Origin of the sequence: Gilliamella sp. wkB171 (assembly GCF_001693755.1) — a bacterium.
Classification (GTDB): domain Bacteria; phylum Pseudomonadota; class Gammaproteobacteria; order Enterobacterales; family Orbaceae; genus Gilliamella; species Gilliamella apicola_F.
Genome location: NZ_LYST01000043.1, coordinates 19252 through 38714 on the forward strand (window position 1 = coordinate 19252; position 19463 = coordinate 38714).

Here is a 19463-nt window from a genome sequence, read left to right on the forward strand (position 1 = left end):
ATGAATACAGTACATGACAATATACTCACCATTAAAAACAAAATTAAAAATATTGCGTTAGAATGCGAAAGAGATCCCAATAGCATAGAACTAATTGCCGTCAGTAAAACAAAACCTGTGACATTAATCGAACAAGCTATTAGTGCTGGTCAGTTTGCATTTGGCGAAAACTATGTTCAAGAAGGCGTCGAAAAAATTCAATTTTTTAAACAAAATATGCCCAATGCCCCTTTAATTTGGCATTTTATTGGCCCATTACAATCAAACAAAACAAAATTAGTGGCAGAAAATTTTGATTGGATGCACACAATTGATCGTTTTAAAATCGCTCAGCGATTAAATGAACAAAGACCAGCCAATATGAATAAACTTAATGTATTAATTCAAGTTAATATAAGCCAAGAAGCGAGCAAGTCTGGTATTGCACCCAATCAAGTCGCTGAGTTAGTTAAGCAAGTTATAGCATTACCCAATTTGAATTTACGTGGTTTAATGGCTATTCCTGAAATCGAGAATGACTTTAACAAGCAATTAGATGTATTTAAGCAGATGCAACAACTTTTAAAATCACTACAAATAGATTATCCATTTCTTGATACATTATCTATGGGAATGTCTGCTGATATGCAAGCAGCAATTGTTGCTGGCAGTACTATGGTTAGAATTGGCTCGGCGATCTTTGGCGCAAGGCAGTATTTATGATATATTGCAAACTTATAAAATTTTTAGGAGTGTTAAATGATATCACTGATCTTCTTGGGAAGAGCTGTTTTAACTGTTTGTCTGTATGTGATCATTTTACGTCTATGGATGCAGAGTGTAAGAGTTAATTTTCATAATCCATTTACTCAATTTATAGTTCGCATTTCTCAACCCATTATTGGACCATTACGTAAAGTAATTCCGTCAATAGGAAGAGTTGATAGTGCAACCTGGTTAATTTTCTATCTGGTCGCGTTAGTTAAAATTATTTTTATTTTGCATTTTGCCATGATTAATGCGCCTGTTTGGAGTCCTGAGTATTTAGCATATGCCGTTGCTGCTATGATACACGCCTTTGGTCATTTATTATTTTGGTTACTGTTATTTAGAGCTATCCTAAGTTGGGTAAGCCGTGGACAATCGGTCGCTGATGAGCTACTCGCAGAGTTGACTGAACCCTTTATCGCACCAATTCGACGCATTGTTCCACCTATTGGCATGATTGATATTTCATTTATGATTTTTATCTTTATTCTAATGTTCTTAAATTTATTTGCCATCGATGTGGTCGGAAGTATTTGGCTAATATTATAAAAGCTTTTAAAAAAGGGAGTATTCTCCCTTTATAAAATATGATCTTCCCAACAAATTATATCTTTTTCATACACAATTCGATTCTTAACTGATATTCTTAGCTGATGCATAAGCTTTTTATCACCGGTAATGAGTGGATGCCATTCTGGCAGCTGCCCTGTTTGTAAAAAGTAACGATAAGAACAAGTTAACGGTAACCATTCAATAGTAAGAAGATTTTCACGCGTTAACTTAATACAATCAGGCTCATATTTAAAACGATTGTGATAATGCTTACAACGACACGTATTAGAATCAAGCAAGTTACAAGCGACATTGGTATACAAGATTTCTTCGGTCTCTTCATCCATCAACTTATTAAGACAGCACTGACCACAGCCGTCACACAACTGTTCCCATTGTGAATCAGTTAATTGATCTAACGTTTTAGATTCCCAAAATCGCTCTGTCATACTTTAAAATCATCTTCTTTTAACATTTGTAAGAAAAAACCATCTGCTTTTATTTTTTCTTCTATTTCATCTGAAGTACCAACAACAAAACGGCGTTTACCGTCTAATAATACTTTCATCACCAATACAGGTGAACCAAAAATTGACATTACTTTTTCAGGAATAGTAGAAAAATCATTCTCCTTTTCCAGATATAAATAACAATTTTCTTTTTTTGGACTTCGATAAATATAACACCACATCATAACCGATGAACCTACTCCTTCATTTTATTAAGACTATTTTGTAAATAAACACCTGCACCTAATAGACCAGGATCTTCATGAGTAATGACATAAACAGGGATTTTTTTAACCAAGTACGACATTCGCCCTTTGTTTTCAAAAGCATGCCGAAAAGGTGAAGATTTAAAAAACTCGATAAAACGTGGTACGATGCCACCAGCAATGTAAACGCCACCTTGTGTGTTCAGTGTTAATGCTAAATTACCACCAAATCGTCCCATAAAAGTACAAAAATAGGTTAGCGTTTCTAAACAGAGTGGACAGCTATTGGACAACGCTTTTTTGACAATTACATCAGGCGTAATCTCTTCTATAGGTCGATTATTAATGTTTAATAATGCTTGGTATATATTTACAATACCATTTCCAGATAAAAATCGCTCAGACGATACCCTACCAAACTTTTTGCGTAACTCAGCTAAAAGACGATCTTCTTTCTCATTGGTCATTGGTAATTCGGTATGCCCACCTTCCCCAGACAAGCTGATCCAATGTTGATTAACTTTTATTAAATGCGATACACCAAGACCAGTTCCAGCACCATAAATCGCAATTGGGTAATTTAAATCGGCGTCATCACCGCCAATTTTTACTAAATCTTTATCGGTTAATTGTGGAATAGAGGTCGATACAGCCGTAAAATCATTAATTACTTCAAGTTGTTTTAAGTTTAATGCTTTAATCAGCGCTGAACGTGAAAACGACAAATTATTATTGGTCATATTCACCATATCCGTATCATCAATAGGGCAAGCAATTGCGATACAGGCCATATCGACACTGATTGATTGATTAGTAAGATAGTTTTTAATCAAAACTAATAGATCATCATCTTTTGAAATCAGAACTTTTGTGATAGCAGATAATTTGTTAGTGGTTAAATCGTACAACGCAAAACGGGCATTGGTTCCACCAATATCAGTGACTAAAGCATATTGACTCATGTTATTCCCTTCTATTACAAATTGTTTTTAAATCCTATTGCTGCGTACAAAATCATCGGTATTTAAAGCATTTTTGAGCTACTTGTTAAAAAGCGAGTCAAATAAGTTAAAAATCTCACCGCTAGCAATGATTTTTGGCGTGAAACATAACGTTATTTTAAGATGCTTTGCTTCTTACCCATGCAATTATTGTACGCCTAAAAAAGTAAGCAAGAACTGTTTGAATTTCGCTTTATTCGGCGTTATTCATATGTAGTCATTGTATAAATGACTGTTCTTGTTTAACACTGGTCATACTATTTATAAAGTAGTACTAATAAACTAATTGTGATTCTTTACTCTTTTTGTCTCAAATTAATTGATAATCTTTACTCATAAACTTAGTCAAAGCATATCAACAGTTTGCACAGTAATCATTGATAATAAGCATCAAGATGAACACTTTCTACTATGAGTATATGCTTAACGAGTTAACCTTGATTAACATCAAGGTGATAACTCGAGAATAAATCAATATAGTAATAATTTCGAACCATAATTAATATGCTTTTATCTATAACCATTTTTTTAATTTAAAATAGATATAAGGTGCGACACCAGCAAGTAACATTAATATTAATGAGAATGGATAACCATATTCCCATTTCAATTCTGGCATATTTTCAAAGTTCATTCCGTAAGCCGAAGCAACTACCGTTGGCGGTAAAAATACAACTGACACCACTGAGAAAATCTTGATAATTCGGCTTTGTTCAATATTAATAAAGCTAGTCGCAGCTTGCATTAAAAAGTTTACTTTTTGGAACAAGGATTCATTATGTGGAACAAGTGACTCAATATCACGAATAACTTCACGTGCTTGCTCTAACTGATCAACGGGCATTTTTGCTCGTCGAACTAAGTAGTTCACCGCTCTTTGGCTATCCATTAAGCAAAGTCTTACCTTCCATGCGGTATCTTCTAACTCGGCTAAAGAGGTAATCGCTTCATCATAATGTTCTTGCGAAGAGCGATCCATGATAATTAAGCTCAACTCTTCTAATTCACTATAGATATTTTCAATCTGATCGGCTAACTGCTCAACTTTAACTTCAAATAGATCGAGTAATACTTCCCAAGGGTTACCGGCTATCATGCTCTGATATCGTGACCGCATTCGATATAAACGAAACGCAGGAAGATCTCGTTCTCTTAAGGTAAAAAGACGTCCATTATGGACTGTAAATGCAACAGTAGAATTACCTGCACGATCTTCTGCATCTTCATAAAAAAAGAAAGAATGCACATGTAATCCTTCGTTATCTTCAAAAAAACGGGCTGACGCCTCAATATCATCTAACTCTATGCTCGTTGCTAAGTTCTGTCCTAAATGGGTTAAAACAAAATCACGATCGGCTTCTTCTGGCTCAATTAAATCAACCCAAGTCGCATTATTTATATCGCCTTCATTAATTTTCACTAACTGTTTGTTTTTTAGTCCAAACGCATTAATCATAAGGCCTCCAGTAAAAATATGTTTAGAACACTACACAACAAATGTGTGGCATTATACCTGTTATAATAAGAAATTCCTATGGTAAGACAAATCTTTCTCAATGTTTAAAAATGGATAATAGCTCGCATAATTAAATTAAATACGGTGATGTTACTTCTGTCTCATGCTACAATATCGAAATTAAATCTTTATGCAATTTTTAGGAGTTTATAATGGCAAATCGAGGAATAAACAAAGTCATTTTAGTTGGTAATTTAGGACAAGATCCTGAAGTCCGTTACATGCCGAATGGTAATGCTGTCGCTAATTTTAGTGTTGCAACATCAGAATCATGGAAGGATAAACAAACCGGTGAAAACCGTGATCGCACTGAATGGCATCGAGTTGTCGTGTTTGGTAAATTAGCTGAAATTGCTGGCGAATACATTAGAAAAGGAACGCAAGTTTATCTTGAAGGACAATTGCAAACTCGAAAATGGCAAGATCAATCGGGAACAGATCGGTATACCACTGAGGTAGTTATCAATACTATGGGGGGAACCTTACAAATTTTGGGATCGCGTGGCTCAAGTAACGAAAGCTTTGATGATGGCTCACAAAATTGGGGGCAAAGCGCAAATAATTTTTCATCAGCGCCAGCGTCAACCCGACAAGCAACTCAAAGTGCACCGACATCACAACCTAAAGCCCCTGAACCACCAATGGATTTTGATGACGATATTCCTTTCTAATCAACCAAATGATTTTTTGGGCGTTTTATTACGCCCATGTATCATATCTTATCAATTTCAATTATACTTATCTTAATGTTTTTTATTAAGTCTTGAAATTGATATGCTGGAACTTGTACAAACTATTGGCTTTGGTCTAATTCTTTTCATACCATTAACTAATCCATTAACGACTGTTGTATTACTATTAGGTTTATCCGGTGATATGACCAATGAAGAGCGTAACTATCAGTCTAAAATGACTTGTATTTACGTGTTTATTATCATGGTTGTCTCATTTTATGGTGGACAATTAGTGATGAATACCTTTGGTATATCAATTCCTGGATTACGTATTGCGGGTGGAATGATAGTCGGTATTATCGGTTTTAGAATGCTATTCCCCCAGCAACCTTCTCATAAAACGTTAGAAGCCGATGCAAAAAAACGAGAAACATCAAACAATATTGCGTTTGTCCCACTAGCAATGCCGAGTACTGCTGGCCCGGGTACGATTGCGATGATTATTAGTATGGCTTCAACGGTTAAAAGTGGTGGTTACAACGTATCGACTTGGGTCGTTTATACCACTTCTATAATGGTGCCACTATTATTGTGTATTATTTTATGGTTTTGTATGCGTAGTGCTGGCAGTATCATGCGATTTATGGGGAAAAGTGGTATTGAAGCAACCTCTAGAATTATGGGATTTTTATTAGTTTGTGTCGGTACCCAATTTATCATTAACGGCGTAAAAGAGCTGGTATTAAATTTCCCCAATATTTAATAGGTTAAATAATATACAGATAGTTAACCCAAGCACTAACTGATAATGAGCCATAGGGCACGTTGATGCCCTACTGTTCTGACATCAATTAAAGTTTAGGTATATTTTTGATCATTTCAACCCGCATTAAATAATCATAAAGAGGAACAATTTTTTTAAATCCTTTTATCAATTTATTTGGCAGATCACTATCTAGTACATCAGCTATATGATTATTGGTTACCATAACAGCTAAACTTTTACGGTTATACCATGTTGCTATCTTTTCATCTTGATCTTTAATCAGTGGTCGTATATAGCTTTCACCAACCAACTCAAAAGGTTTTTTGACGCAACGAATCATCTCTAAAAACTTAGCAGTATCATTAGCAATCTCTTCACGAAAAATATCCATAGTTTGTTTGGATGCACAATAATAACCTAAACCATATTGATAACTATTCGGGCTAATTTCAAAAAAATAAGCAGGCGCTTCTTTCCAATCCTTGTTTGGTCGTTTAAATGTTAGCCACAATCGGCTTCGATACAGTGTTTTATCTTTGGAAAATCGAGTATCACGATGGATGCGTGATATGGTTTTACCTATCGCAGGTTTGGTTTCAAACCACTCATCAATTTTTAACATTTCTGGGGTTAATTGTTCAACCAATAACTTAAATGGTTTAACTAAGTCGTTATCATAAATAGAACGATGTTCATCAAACCAAGTTTTACTGTTGTGAATCCAAGCATCTTGTAAAAAATTTAAACCCGCTTGAGAAAAGCCGTTAAATATGGCCATTATTGCTCCTTAAATAACTCTCTGACTTTTTCTAAATCTTGTTGCGTATCAACACCAATAGCAGGTGACTCTTTAGCTACTGCAACATGAATTTTTTCACCGTACCAAAGAACTCTAAGCTGTTCAAGCATTTCAATTTGCTCAAGTGAAGAAGGTGCCCAGTTGATATACTGACGAATAAAACCTGCTCGATAAGCATAAATACCAATGTGGCGAAGGTAAAAATCACCAATACTGGATTGATTAAATAAATTGCTAGCTTTCGCGAAGCGATCCCGCTCCCAAGGAATAGTCGCTCGAGAAAAATAAAGTGCATAGCCATCTTTATCCATTACAACTTTAACCGCGCCAGTATTAAACGCTTCTTCAACCGACTCAATAGGCACAGCTAAAGTTGCCATGCCTGTTTTATATTTCACTAAATTTTCAGCGACTTGATCAATAATAATAGGGGGAATAAGTGGCTCATCACCTTGAACATTAACAATCACTTCATCATCAGCAAATTGAAAGGTATTAATAACTTCGGCCAGACGCTCAGTCCCCGAGTTATGTTTATCACTGGTTAGAATCACTTCACCACCATGTTTTTTTACTACCTCGAAAACTTGCTGATGATCGGTTGCAACAATGACTCGATTTGCCGATGACTTTTTTGCCTGTTCCATCACTCGTACGATCATCGGTTTACCATGTATATCTGCTAAAGGTTTTGCAGGTAAACGGCTTGATGCATATCTTGCTGGAATAATAACAGAAAAATTCATAACTAATCCTTGTAATGTTCTATTCTTGGTTAAATTTTACTTGAGTCAGTGCCATTGCCTCGGTTTCAAGTAATACGGGAATACCATCCTTTACAGGAAAAACTAATTTATCAGTTTGACAAATTAGCTGATTATGTTCTTTATCATATTGCAATTTGCCATGACATTTAGGGCAAGCAATAGCATTAAGAAGAAGCGTTTTCATATTTTATTCTCTATGTGATGTTATATCCGCTAATAATGAACAGATATGGTTAATTGCTGGCATAGGTATAATGGCATCTACAGGTAAATACCACCAATTTGGTAATGCAAATTGCTGACATTTTACTGCATCTTTTTCTGTCATTAAAATAATTTGTTGATCAGTTGCTATATCTGTTAACAATGGCAAAGTAAATTGTTGATGATCAGCAAATGATACCGTTTTAATTAAATCCGCATTCATCATTGTTAACATGTCAAAAAAACGTTTAGGATTGCTAATTCCAGCAATAGCACAGATATTTTGTAACGAAGATAATGGTTTTTTTTCTTGAGTAAGCAAATTAATGGCATAGTTGGGAGCCAATTGCATAGTATAAGTTTTATTAGGATATTTCTCAGCTAACAGACTATCGCTATCACCATTAATGATTATTAAATCTACTGACGTTAAACGGTTTTGTCGCTCTCGCATTGGACCTGCAGGAATCCACCACCCATTGCCAAATTGACGTTTACCATCGACTACAACAACTTCTATGTTACGAGCTAGCGCATAATGTTGTAAGCCATCATCAGTCAAAATAACATCTAACTGATAGTGTTGTAATAAAGCTTTGACCGCATCAACCCGTTTCGGTGCTACCGCAACAGGCGCCTGAGTGCGTTGATAAATCAGAACCGGTTCATCACCCGCTTGGGCTGTTGTTGTATTGTCATCTAAAATCAGGGGATAAGAATCAGCTTTACCGCCATATCCTCGTGAAACGACACCAACATGTAACCCTTTAGCTTGTAAAGCTTGAATCAAACCAATCGTGAAAGGTGTTTTACCATTACCGCCGACGGATAAATTGCCAACAACAACAATCGGAACAGGTGAATGCCATGATTTTAAAAGGCCGAATCGATATAACTGGCGACGAACAAAAACAATCAAACCATACAACAAAGAAAAAGGAATAAGTAACCAATATAGTCTATTTTTACCATACCATAATTTTTCAATCATCATTTATTATCACTTGATTATGTTTTGTTACCATTACTGCCACATCTGACGTAATATAAATATTGCGATATTGGCTATTATTTTACTCATAAATAGGTAAACGCCCAAGCCAATCATGATACCACCTAGGACTCACTTGTTCCCGCATTGTTTTGATATTCCACGCTAATTTATTAAAAAATAGACTAATTTGACCTGTCCTTGCAGTAACATGATAATCTAAGTTAAGTTCATGATAACGTAAAGTAATCTTATCTGCGGGTAAGTTCCAAGCATTATAGCGCGAAGTCGACACCAATGCACTTTTCGGTTTTACCCGATTTAAAAAAGCATAGCTTGATGAGCTCATGCTACCATGATGAGGAACTTGTAAAAATGTTGAAGATAATTTAACTCCATATTGTTCAATTAACTGATACTCTTGCGTTCGCTCTAAATCCCCCGTTAACAATACCGAGAATCGACCATCAGTTATTTGTATCACACATGAGTCTTTATTTTGTGCATAATTAACAAGCTTTTTAGGCCATAAAATATTAAAAGAAAGCTGTTTCCACGTAATGTGATTACCCGCTAAGCATAAATAATCATTATTTAATGATGATGATGAACTCATCAGCCACGCTTTTGGATAGATACGCTTTAAAATATTCAGCCCACCAATATGATCATTATGTTGGTGACTAATAATAATGCCTTCAACTGTTAAATTATGCTGCAATAAAAACGGTATAATGACCTGCTCTGCTACTGAATTTTTATCCCATTTAGCACCTGTATCGTACAAAATAGCTGACTTTCCATTATGAATCACAATAGCAAGCCCATGGCCAACATCTAACATGTCTACTCGCCAAACATAATCAAGAACAACAAAAAATGGTGAAATCATTAAGCATAAAATAGACAATATAGTCACGAAAAAATGACGCCAAAGTTCAGTACGAATAACAATAATCATCAACCAACCAATTAAACTTAGTAGATAAAAATTAGCCGGTAACGTCAACCACAACATATTCATTGCTTTTAAACATAAAAATAATCCTTTAAGAGAAATGTCCGCAATAAAGCAAAACCACAAGGATAAATAAAAACAATTTACCAAACTAAATAATAGTGCCAATAAAATAGCAGGAAAGGTACATAGTGTGATAAGTGGAATTGCTATTAAATTGGAGAATAATGCAACAGTACTTATCCCGTGAAAAATAAAAAATTGTATAGGTAATAATAATAATGTTAAGCCAAATTGTAGATGCAATAACCGGATTAAATACCAACGCTTTTTTTGCTTAAAACGGTGTGGTAAAGGCATCCATTGGGATAGAAAGAGTAAACTGATAACCGCGTAGCAAGATAACCAAAAACTTTCTGATAAAATCATCAACGGATCAAATAAGAGTAATATTGCAATAATTCGATTAACTTTTTGCCAAGCGCTTAAATGGTAGCTTTGATAGCGTAAATATATCCATATTGATAGTGCGAATATTGCACGTAGTGTTGGCGGATTAAATCCTGTTAGCCAAGCATAAAATAACGCACTTAGCCAACCAACTATGATTGGTACAAAATAATGTATATAACGATTTGGCAGTAAAAACATAGCTGTTTTAACAATAAACCAACAAAAATAAAAAACTAAAAGAATATGCATACCAGATATTGCCATTAAATGAGCTATACCTGTTTGCATCATTATTAGGCGATCTTCACCACTTATTTGTGTGCGCTCTCCAAAAGCAAGCGCAATCATGATTCCTCGGTAAACACATAGATTAATATAGGGTAACGCATAATCTGCTATAACTTGTCTAACACCACGCTTATCTTCAAGTAATTTAGCTTGTTTTAATTTTGCTGATAATAGGCGTCTGTTGGCAATTGCAAAGCGTTGACTATCAAAACCCCCTTCATTCAAATAACCTTGGCTGACTTTGGTTTTCAACGTAAGTTGCCAAATTTGACCAGCTTTAGGAATAATTGGCTGATCCCAATAGACTGAAATAGTCGGATTAAAAGACAAATAATGCTGGTCAGAATTGATTAGGGCAAATTTTATATAATACGGTTCTGTTATGTTTTGGGCTTGAACATCAATTGTTTCGACTTTAGCTTGCACAACCAAGGTCTTATCGATATAAGGTTCAATATTAGATAAATATTGATGACTATAAGCAGTAGACCATAAAAAGCTAAGGATAAATACCGCAATCATGATTGTAAAGCGATAATACGTTGATGGGACAATCAAAATAAAAGTAACAAGAACAATAGCTAGCATATACCACTGTTCATAAGAAGGTAATGAAGGTAAAAACATAAGTGGCAAACAACCTAAAGAAAAAATTATTGCTAATAGATCCAGTGAAAAAAGTTGCCGCATTGATTTTGATAGGATTAATTTTGATTGGCTATCAAGCTATCATATAACCGTTTTCTCAAAATATTCCATTTGCTAATTTCTAGAGGTTGCTTCCATTTTATTGATTAGTTGATAAACTTTTACAAAACTAAACTGATTTTTAGATAAACTTTTTTTACGTTAATTCGAATCACAGCTAAAGAAGAGGTGTCGGTAATCTAGAATGGTGCTGCAAGCATTAGATGAATACCTGTATTATTATAAATAAAAAAACCTTTGATTTTAGTCAAAGGTTTTTTTGTAATATTATGCAAACTTATGCTTTGGCAGCATTATTAACTCGTTCACGTAATTCTTTACCCGGCTTGAAGTGAGGGATATATTTATGTTTAACTTCAACATTACCACCTGTTCTAGGATTTCTCGCTTTACGTGGGGCACGATAGTTCAAACTAAAACTACCAAAACCTCGAATTTCAACACGATCATTACTTTCCATAGCTAAAGCGATCTGTTCGATAATATCTCTTACAGCATCATCAACTAGTTGTACAGGAAGGTGTGTCCGCCAGTTAACTATCTTTTCGGCTAAATCTGATCTGTTCATGGTCACTCCTAATTTATTTTGTGTGGTATATAACTGATTTATTTTATACCACAAAAGAAAAAGAGGGCAAGCCCTCTTTACTCTTTACATAAACAATTTTTACTCAGTTTTTGAAGCAGCTTTGAAAGCTTCAGCCATTGCATTAGTAAATGATGCTTCTTCTTGAGTTGCAGTATTATTTACAGCAGCAAGTGCTTCTTTTTCATCAGCTTCATCTTTAGCGCGTACTGATAATGAAATCGCACGAGACTTACGATCAATGTTAACAATCTTAGCTTCAACTTCGTCACCGACTTTCAGTGCAGTAGTTGCATCTTCAATACGTTCACGAGCAATATCTTGAGCTTTTAAGTAACCTTCAATACCATCAGCAATTTCGATAGTTGCACCTTTAGCATCAACAGCAGTCACTTTACCTTTAACAATAGTGCCTTTTTTATAGTTTGCAGCAAAATTATTGAAAGGATCATCTTCTAATTGTTTAATACCTAAAGAAATACGTTCGCGCTCTGCGTCAACTTGTAACACAACCGCTTCGATATCGTCACCTTTCTTATAAGCTTTAACTGCTTCTTCGCCTGGCATATTCCAAGAGATATCTGAAAGATGAACTAAACCATCAATACCGCCATCTAAACCGATGAAGATACCAAAGTCAGTGATTGATTTGATCTTACCGCTAACTTTATCACCTTTATTGTGTGACTCAGCAAATTGTAACCATGGGTTTGGTTTACATTGTTTAAGACCTAAAGAGATACGACGACGTTCTTCATCAATTTCAAGAACAACGACTTCAACCACATCACCTAAGCTAACTACTTTAGATGGGTGAATGTTTTTGTTTGTCCAATCCATTTCTGAAACGTGTACTAAACCTTCAACACCAGTTTCAATTTCAACAAAACAACCGTAATCAGTTAAGTTAGTTACTTTACCAGTTACTTTTGTTCCTTCTGGGTAACGTTTAGCGATTGAAACCCATGGATCTTCGCCTAATTGTTTTAAGCCAAGAGAAACACGTGAACGGTCTTTATCGAATTTAAGCACTTTAACAAGTAACTCTTGACCCACTTCAACCACTTCACTTGGATGTTTAACACGTTTCCAAGCCATATCAGTGATGTGAAGTAAACCATCAACCCCACCAAGATCAACGAATGCACCGTAATCAGTAAGATTTTTAATGATACCTTTAACTTCTGAACCTTCTTGTAGATTTTCAAGAAGTTGTTCTCTTTCTGCGCTATTTTCAGATTCGATAACTGCACGACGTGAAACAACAACGTTGTTACGTTTTTGATCTAATTTAATAACTTTTAATTCAATTTCGCGATTTTCAATATGTGAAGTATCGCGTAATGGACGAACGTCAACAAGTGAACCTGGTAGGAACGCACGCACGCCATTAAGATCAACCGTAAAGCCACCTTTAACTTTACCATTGATAACACCTAAAACTGTTGCAGCATCTTCAACTGCTTTTTCTAGTGTCAGCCACGCTTCATGACGTTTAGCTTTTTCACGAGATAAGATTGTTTCACCAAAGCCATCTTCAATTGAGTCAAGAACAACGTCAACAACGTCACCTACTTGAACTTCTAATTCGCCTTGGGCATTTTTAAACTGCTCTACTGGAATTGCTGATTCAGATTTTAAACCAGCATCAACTAAAACAACATCTTTGTCGATTGCAACGACAGTACCACGGATCATATTACCAGAACGAGTGTCTAGTTGATTTAAAGACTCTTCAAAGAGTTGAGCAAAAGATTCAGTCATATTTATATACTTAAATTAATATTAACGTCCACATTACATCATGTTTTGTGGGGTTGTTTACGGAACTCCACCTATCCTTTTGTGGAGCTTGGTTCAAGCAATAAAAAAATTTATTGCTCGAGTTTTTGGTTTATATACTTAATAGATTGATTAAAAACATCTTGAATAGAAAGTGATGTAGTATCAATTATAAGTGCATCAACAGCAGGTTTTAACGGTGCAACAGCCCGATTACGATCACGCTCATCACGCGCAGTTATCTCCTGCAAAATTTCGGCGAATTTAGCATGATTTTGCTTATCTTGCAACTGTTTCATTCTTCTTTCTGCTCGAGATTGCGCACTGGCATCGAGAAAGATTTTGACTGGTGCATCTGGGAATACAACGGTTCCCATATCGCGGCCATCAGCAATCAACCCTGGTACCTGTTTAAAATCACGCTGTCGTTGTAATAATGCAACTCTCACTTGACTTAACGAGGCCACTTTTGATGCGGCTCCACCTGTTTGTTCGGTGCGGATAGCGTTAGTTACATCGTTATTCTGTAATAAAACTTTTACTTCAGCCCCCGTAGAATCGAAGGTTAAAGGCAGATTTAACGCCAATTTAACAAGCTGACTTTCATCATCAAGCGCGATGTTTTGTTGCAAGGCTGAAAATGCCAATACTCGATAAATAGCCCCCGAATCTAAAAGGTGCCAATTAAAATGATTAGCCAATGCTTGGCATAATGTGCCTTTACCTACGCCACTAGGTCCATCAATGGCAATTACGGGAACAGTTTTAGTCATATTAATATTCGCTTAATCGTTCAAATTGTTCAAAGTAATCTGGAAAAGTTTTCATTGTGCATTTAGGATCTAATATGGTCACCGGTGTATCTGATAATGCAACTAACGAAAAACACATTGCAATGCGGTGATCGTTATATGTTTCGATTTTTGCATGCGTTAATTTTGCAGGAGGAACTATAGTAATATAATCAGGCCCCTCTTCAACCGTAGCCCCAACCTTTCGTAGTTCAGTTGCCATCGCATATAAACGATCGGTTTCTTTTACGCGCCAGTTATAAATATTGCGAATAGTAGTTGGTCCTTTAGCAAATAAAGCTGTAGTGGCAATAGTCATTGCTGCATCGGGAATATGGTTCATGTCCATATCAATACCGTTTAATTCACCCCGAGTACATTCAATATAATCATCTGCCCAAATCACTTTAGCACCCATTTTTTCAAGTACATGTGCAAATTGGGTGTCACCTTGTAAACTTTTTTTACCTATACCAGTAACACGCACCGTACCGCCTTTAATTGCCGCAGCGGCTAAAAAATAAGAAGCGGACGAAGCATCACCCTCGACTAAATAATTGCCAGGAGATTGATAACATTGTTTGGCTTTAATGGTAAATTTTTGATAATCATGATTGGTAACTGTGACACCAAAAATCGCCATCATCTTAATTGTAATATCAATATAAGGTTTCGAAACCAAATCACCAATAATGGTAATTTCGGTATCTTTATCCGCTAGCGGTGCAGTCATTAATAAAGCGGTTAAAAACTGACTTGAAACCGTTCCATCAACGTTAATATTGCCTCCACTAAAACCACCATGAATATGCAGTGGCGGGTAACCTTCGTTTTCAAGATAGTCGATTTTAGCACCGCCTTGACGCAGAGCATCGACTAAATGCCCTATTGGGCGCTCTTTCATACGAGGTTCGCCTGTTAATATAATATTATTGTTACCCAAACATAATGCCGCTGTTAATGGACGCATCGCAGTGCCAGCATTTCCAAGAAACAATTCCAAAGGGTGAGTCACTTGCAAGTGATGACCGATGCCCTGAATATCACAAATAGTGCGATCATCAGATAGTTGATACTTAATACCTAAAGCCTTCAAAGCATCAAGCATGTAACGTACATCATCACTATCAAGCAAATTGGTCAAACGGGTATTACCTTTACTCAGTGCAGATAATAGTAATGCTCGATTAGAGACACTTTTTGACCCAGGTAAATTGATTGTCCCATTAATTTTTTTTATCGGTTGTAATGTTATAGATAACATAATCACTCTCTATAAATATTTTTTAAAATTTTTCTAGCGTCGCTTTTAACAAATCAATAGCTTGCTTATCTTTAGCACTATTTTGCCATAATTTATCAAATAAAGAACGATATCGCTTGATTGCATCAAATGATGAAGTAATTGAAGCAATCCCCGTTGTCACATTGGGTAATTCCCCCAAACGAAATGGACTCATCGCTAAAGAGATCGGATTTTGATCTTGATAAAAGATTTGAAAAGCTATCGACGGAATAGCCTGTTCAGTAATAGCAATTGTCGGCGCATAAGATTGGTGTTCTAAAAGTTCAATTAAATGATAAACTTCTTGACGCGCTAATAACATTCTTTCCGATTTTTTTCCCGGCGAAATGGTTAAATTACCGACTAAACCAATATGCAAAAAACGCTCAACATTGCGTAAACTTATTAAATTAATCACTTTAGGAACAGACTGATAAAATTGCGTTTTACGATGTTTCAAAATTGATAAACTCACCGCATATTTATCTGATTCAATCGCTTCACCGGACTCCTCAAGCATCATAGCCAAATGCGATAAATAGTGTGGTGAAGTTAGCAAAAAAGAGAAGGGATCAAAGTGTGAATAAATATGGGTAGATTGTTCTTCCAGTTGGCGCATGCGTTCAAAAAACCCTTCACCACTTGAATAATATTCAGTATCAATACCAAGTAAACTACCTAAAGAGGTATCTAACAATAGGGCTAATCGCTCTAATGTTTCAATTTTAACGATTTCACCTTTTTCTAAGCGATAAACAGCAGCTCTTGAAATTCTTAAACTCTTAGCTACATCTTCGGCTTTAAGTGAGGCGGCAATACGGTAAGCGCGTAATCGCTGCCCTATTGCCAAATAATCAATTGCTTCACTAATCATAATTGACTCAAAATATTCGAATCTTGGCAGTGTATCACAAGGTGATAACAATGCCAATTTTCGCTAAAAATGTTTAAGGTAACATCCACATTTTAGTCAACTATTTTAGCAAAACATCTTGTAATTTTGATGCATCTGCAAATTCAGTATATTCAGTAATCGCTTCAGGTTTTTTCGAACCTTGTGACGCTTGCCCTAATACTTGCGAAGCAAACACCAAACCTTTCTGTTTAACAATAGCGTTATTATAAAAATCAATTAGGTCTTGTTTATCAATTTTTTTCACTTCGGCTATTTTCTTATCGCGTGAATCAAACGAAAAATGTGATAAACGATAATCAGCCAGATAACGTTCTAATTCTTCATTTAACGTTTGAGGTGGCATCGTCAATTCATCAAGCACCGCTTTTTTATATTGTTCTATATCATTTTTGGATAATGCTTGTAATTTTTGCAGCATAATTGGATAGAAATGCTGATAACGGCCTAGCAAATAAGCAGGATCGTATTGATTACTTTGTATAATAAAGCTAATACCAGAAGAATCGCCTACTGACATTGATACAGCAAAAACAGCATAACCTAACTGTTCATTAGATCGTAATTGATCGAAAAACCAAGGCGATATAATCTTCGAAAGCGTATAACTCAAGACGCGGCTCGAATTTCGATCATAATTAGTCGGAATATAACTCATCATTAAAGCATTATCAGTTGCTTTCGCCTCTTGAGTAATGCGTGCCGTTAATGGTGCATTAATTTTAAGGTTATCAGTTGGTGTAAATTGCGCGTTAGATGCAAATTTTTCTTGAATTTTATGATAAAGATCTAACGAGCTTTGATTCGATAAATTACCTAAACTTAGCATATAAGGAACTGAATGCGTCATCAGCTCATCACGATAAGCTACAATATCGTTAACACTCATATCTGCTGTGATTTGTTTTCTTAAATTACGTTCATAGTAATGAGGTAATACAGATAATGCATTGACAGGATTGGCTGCTAACTGATAACTATTCGCATGCTCAATTGCATCTAATTTTTGGATATACCACGATTTAGCTAAGGCTAAACTTTGCTCATCAACAATTATTTGCTGATAACGATTAAGTACCGCTAATACCATTTCGGGAAGGTGCTGATTAAAACCATTAGCTGTCACCATCAAACCATTATCACGACCAGTCGACAATTCAATGCCGGCCACATTAGCTTGGAATTGAAGTTGTGCTAGATTACGGCTAACAAGATAATCGAGCAAATCAAACGCAACTTGAGATTTCGCATCACTAAATGCTTGATTATTACGTAATGAAACGACAATTGCGGCTTTAGGTTCTTGACCAAAATATTGGCTAACAAAATGGATATGATTACCGCGCTTATTAAATTCTAAAGGCTCAGATTGATTGCTATTTGGGTTAACAATCGTAAAATCATCTGGAATATAAGGATTTAGTTCAGGCAAAGTAAACGAAAAACTTTTTGCTAAATTCGACCAATTTGATTTTTGTTCACTAGTTATAGCATCAATTTTATAAGGTGCTTCAACAAAATAGGCAACTTTATCGGTAGGTTGATTTGGTGCAATGGTCCAAATTCTAGCATTATCTGGCGTTAGGCTCTTTAGACGGTTGATTATCGCATCTTTATCAAAATGCGATGCAATAAAGTCAGCGTTTAAAATATTTTGGATTGGATAAAGCAACATCTGATCAGATAGCCATTCAACATAAGACATATCTCGTTCAATATCTTGATATTTAAATTCAAGTGCTAATACTTTTTTAAGTTCTTCGTAATAAGAATCCTTTACCCCATCTTTTTGTATTAATTGTAAATAATTGAAAATAGCCGCTATCACTTTATCTTTTTGAGCAAGGCCTTCATCCGTCAAACTTACATTAATACTAAAAACACCACTATTACCATAACGAATAGGATCGTTTGATGCACTAATGTTTTCAATCAATCCTTGCTTTTGTAATTGTTCTGATAACGTGTTTTGACTACGATTACTAATTAAATAAGCAATATATTCATCACTTTTATCGGCAAATTTAACTAAATTATTTTCAATTGGAAATTGTAACAGCATCAATTTTTTAGGCTGAGCAGGTAACATAGTAATTTGTTTAGCTAATACGTCACTTGTCATAGCGGTTTGCTCAACTTTTGGGGCTTGAATATTGTTATTAGGAATTTGACCAAACGTAGATTCAGCAAGTTTTGCCAATTTATTAATAGATTGATTGCTATAGACAACCCCTACCATAATGTTAGCTGAGTAATAATTTTTATGAAAATTAACTAACGCATCGTGTAATTTACTTGTTGATTTATCACTTAGGGTTTCTAAATTTCCCCCTGAAAATTGTGACGCAGGGTGCTTTTTATTAATTGTTTCAGAATCAACTTGTCCAATACGAAAACCATCGTTTGATCTGGCCATTGTCAGCTCAGCATTAACGGCATTTCGCTCTTTATCTGCAAATTTTGGATCTAAAATAGGGTTAGCAATCGCTTGAGCTAAATAATCTAACGCATGATTAAATGCGCCATTTTCAACTTCAAAATAAAAAGCAGTCCGGTAAGCAGCAGTACTCGCATTATAACTACCTGCATGGCGATTTAAGAATTGAGAAAAACTAGCTGGTTCAGGATACTTTTTTGACCCCATCAAGACCATATGTTCAGTATAGTGAGCTAAACCTTGTTGATCAGCAGGATCTTGTAAAGAGCCAACAGGTAAGGCGAGCGATGCTAATGACTTCACGGCTTTAGGATCGGATACTAATAATACACGCATTTTATTGGCTAGTTCGATGACTTCGTATTGGCGATTATCGCGATCACTTTGTTGAACCTTTTCTAATAAAACAGGATGTGAAAGTTTGTTTTCAATCGCAAAAGATGAATTGAAGTAAAAAAAAGCTAGCACAATTAAGAGCGTTATTTTTATCTTATGCATATATTCTCCGCCTAATATGTCATATTCTATGA

General features: G+C 35.4%; 19 protein-coding genes. 4 read left to right on the top strand and 15 right to left on the bottom strand.

Translation table 11 applies throughout. The features are described from left to right. Both A9G03_RS06215 and A9G03_RS06220 read left to right on the top strand, forming a co-directional pair. Complete coding sequence (locus A9G03_RS06215) at positions 1 to 702, top strand: YggS family pyridoxal phosphate-dependent enzyme (protein ID WP_065798714.1); 702 nt, start codon at positions 1 to 3, stop codon at positions 700 to 702. 36 nt (positions 703 to 738) lie between these two features. Beyond that, positions 739 to 1296 carry a YggT family protein gene (locus A9G03_RS06220; protein WP_065634827.1) on the top strand — a complete coding sequence of 186 codons (558 nt, stop codon included), beginning with the start codon at positions 739 to 741 and terminating at the stop codon, positions 1294 to 1296. 29 nt (positions 1297 to 1325) lie between these two features. Here the strand turns inward: A9G03_RS06220 and A9G03_RS06225 are convergent, their stop codons facing one another. The 4 genes from A9G03_RS06225 to corA form a co-directional block, all read right to left on the bottom strand. Then, on the bottom strand, positions 1326 to 1748 hold the full coding sequence (locus A9G03_RS06225; RefSeq protein WP_065798715.1) for a YcgN family cysteine cluster protein: 423 nt from the start codon (positions 1746 to 1748) through the stop codon (positions 1326 to 1328). Continuing rightward, positions 1745 to 1993: a YcgL domain-containing protein gene (locus tag A9G03_RS06230; protein WP_081297552.1), complete on the bottom strand. Its 249-nt coding sequence runs from the start codon at positions 1991 to 1993 to the stop codon at positions 1745 to 1747. Before A9G03_RS06230 ends, A9G03_RS06225 begins: the two co-directional genes overlap by 4 nt. An 11-nt stretch (positions 1994 to 2004) precedes the next feature. After that, positions 2005 to 2976: a glucokinase gene (locus tag A9G03_RS06235; protein ID WP_065798716.1), complete on the bottom strand. Its 972-nt coding sequence runs from the start codon at positions 2974 to 2976 to the stop codon at positions 2005 to 2007. A gap of 553 nt (positions 2977 to 3529) precedes the next feature. Next, positions 3530 to 4471: a magnesium/cobalt transporter CorA gene (corA, locus tag A9G03_RS06240; protein WP_065798717.1), complete on the bottom strand. Its 942-nt coding sequence runs from the start codon at positions 4469 to 4471 to the stop codon at positions 3530 to 3532. A gap of 212 nt (positions 4472 to 4683) precedes the next feature. Between corA and A9G03_RS06245 the strand changes: the two genes are divergently transcribed. Both A9G03_RS06245 and A9G03_RS06250 read left to right on the top strand, forming a co-directional pair. Beyond that, complete coding sequence (locus A9G03_RS06245) at positions 4684 to 5202, top strand: single-stranded DNA-binding protein (protein WP_065798718.1); 519 nt, start codon at positions 4684 to 4686, stop codon at positions 5200 to 5202. A 103-nt stretch (positions 5203 to 5305) separates the two neighbouring features. Continuing rightward, entirely contained in the window at positions 5306 to 5968 is a 663-nt protein-coding gene (locus A9G03_RS06250) for a MarC family NAAT transporter (RefSeq protein ID WP_065634833.1), read from the top strand. Positions 5969 to 6056: 88 nt separating this feature from the next. Here the strand turns inward: A9G03_RS06250 and A9G03_RS06255 are convergent, their stop codons facing one another. The 11 genes from A9G03_RS06255 to ptrA form a co-directional block, all read right to left on the bottom strand. Further along, complete coding sequence (locus tag A9G03_RS06255; protein WP_065798719.1) at positions 6057 to 6749, bottom strand: DUF2461 domain-containing protein; 693 nt, start codon at positions 6747 to 6749, stop codon at positions 6057 to 6059. Then, the gene (gene kdsB / locus A9G03_RS06260) at positions 6749 to 7516 is read right to left on the bottom strand and encodes a 3-deoxy-manno-octulosonate cytidylyltransferase (protein ID WP_065634835.1); all 768 of its coding nucleotides are present in this window, start codon (positions 7514 to 7516) and stop codon (positions 6749 to 6751) included. The genes A9G03_RS06255 and kdsB overlap by 1 nt, the downstream gene beginning before the upstream one ends. A gap of 19 nt (positions 7517 to 7535) precedes the next feature. Continuing rightward, on the bottom strand, positions 7536 to 7721 hold the full coding sequence (locus A9G03_RS06265; protein ID WP_065634836.1) for a Trm112 family protein: 186 nt from the start codon (positions 7719 to 7721) through the stop codon (positions 7536 to 7538). A 3-nt stretch (positions 7722 to 7724) separates the two neighbouring features. After that, positions 7725 to 8732 (bottom strand): tetraacyldisaccharide 4'-kinase, encoded by a 1008-nt coding sequence (gene lpxK / locus A9G03_RS06270; RefSeq protein WP_065798982.1) that lies wholly within the window; start codon positions 8730 to 8732, stop codon positions 7725 to 7727. A gap of 82 nt (positions 8733 to 8814) precedes the next feature. Further along, positions 8815 to 11058 carry a DNA internalization-related competence protein ComEC/Rec2 gene (locus A9G03_RS06275; protein WP_065798720.1) on the bottom strand — a complete coding sequence of 748 codons (2244 nt, stop codon included), beginning with the start codon at positions 11056 to 11058 and terminating at the stop codon, positions 8815 to 8817. 358 nt (positions 11059 to 11416) lie between these two features. Next, the gene (gene ihfB, locus A9G03_RS06280) at positions 11417 to 11749 is read right to left on the bottom strand and encodes an integration host factor subunit beta (RefSeq protein WP_306453255.1); all 333 of its coding nucleotides are present in this window, start codon (positions 11747 to 11749) and stop codon (positions 11417 to 11419) included. Positions 11750 to 11806: 57 nt separating this feature from the next. Then, complete coding sequence (gene rpsA / locus A9G03_RS06285) at positions 11807 to 13489, bottom strand: 30S ribosomal protein S1 (protein ID WP_065634839.1); 1683 nt, start codon at positions 13487 to 13489, stop codon at positions 11807 to 11809. A 110-nt stretch (positions 13490 to 13599) separates the two neighbouring features. Further along, a complete protein-coding gene (cmk, locus tag A9G03_RS06290) occupies positions 13600 to 14280 on the bottom strand; it encodes a (d)CMP kinase (RefSeq protein WP_065634840.1) in 681 nt (226 codons plus the stop codon). A gap of 1 nt (position 14281) precedes the next feature. Continuing rightward, the gene (gene aroA / locus A9G03_RS06295; protein ID WP_065798983.1) at positions 14282 to 15565 is read right to left on the bottom strand and encodes a 3-phosphoshikimate 1-carboxyvinyltransferase; all 1284 of its coding nucleotides are present in this window, start codon (positions 15563 to 15565) and stop codon (positions 14282 to 14284) included. 19 nt (positions 15566 to 15584) lie between these two features. After that, entirely contained in the window at positions 15585 to 16457 is an 873-nt protein-coding gene (locus A9G03_RS06300; protein WP_065798721.1) for a helix-turn-helix domain-containing protein, read from the bottom strand. A gap of 100 nt (positions 16458 to 16557) precedes the next feature. After that, the gene (ptrA, locus tag A9G03_RS06305; RefSeq protein WP_065798722.1) at positions 16558 to 19431 is read right to left on the bottom strand and encodes a pitrilysin; all 2874 of its coding nucleotides are present in this window, start codon (positions 19429 to 19431) and stop codon (positions 16558 to 16560) included. Positions 19432 to 19463 lie beyond the last annotated feature (32 nt).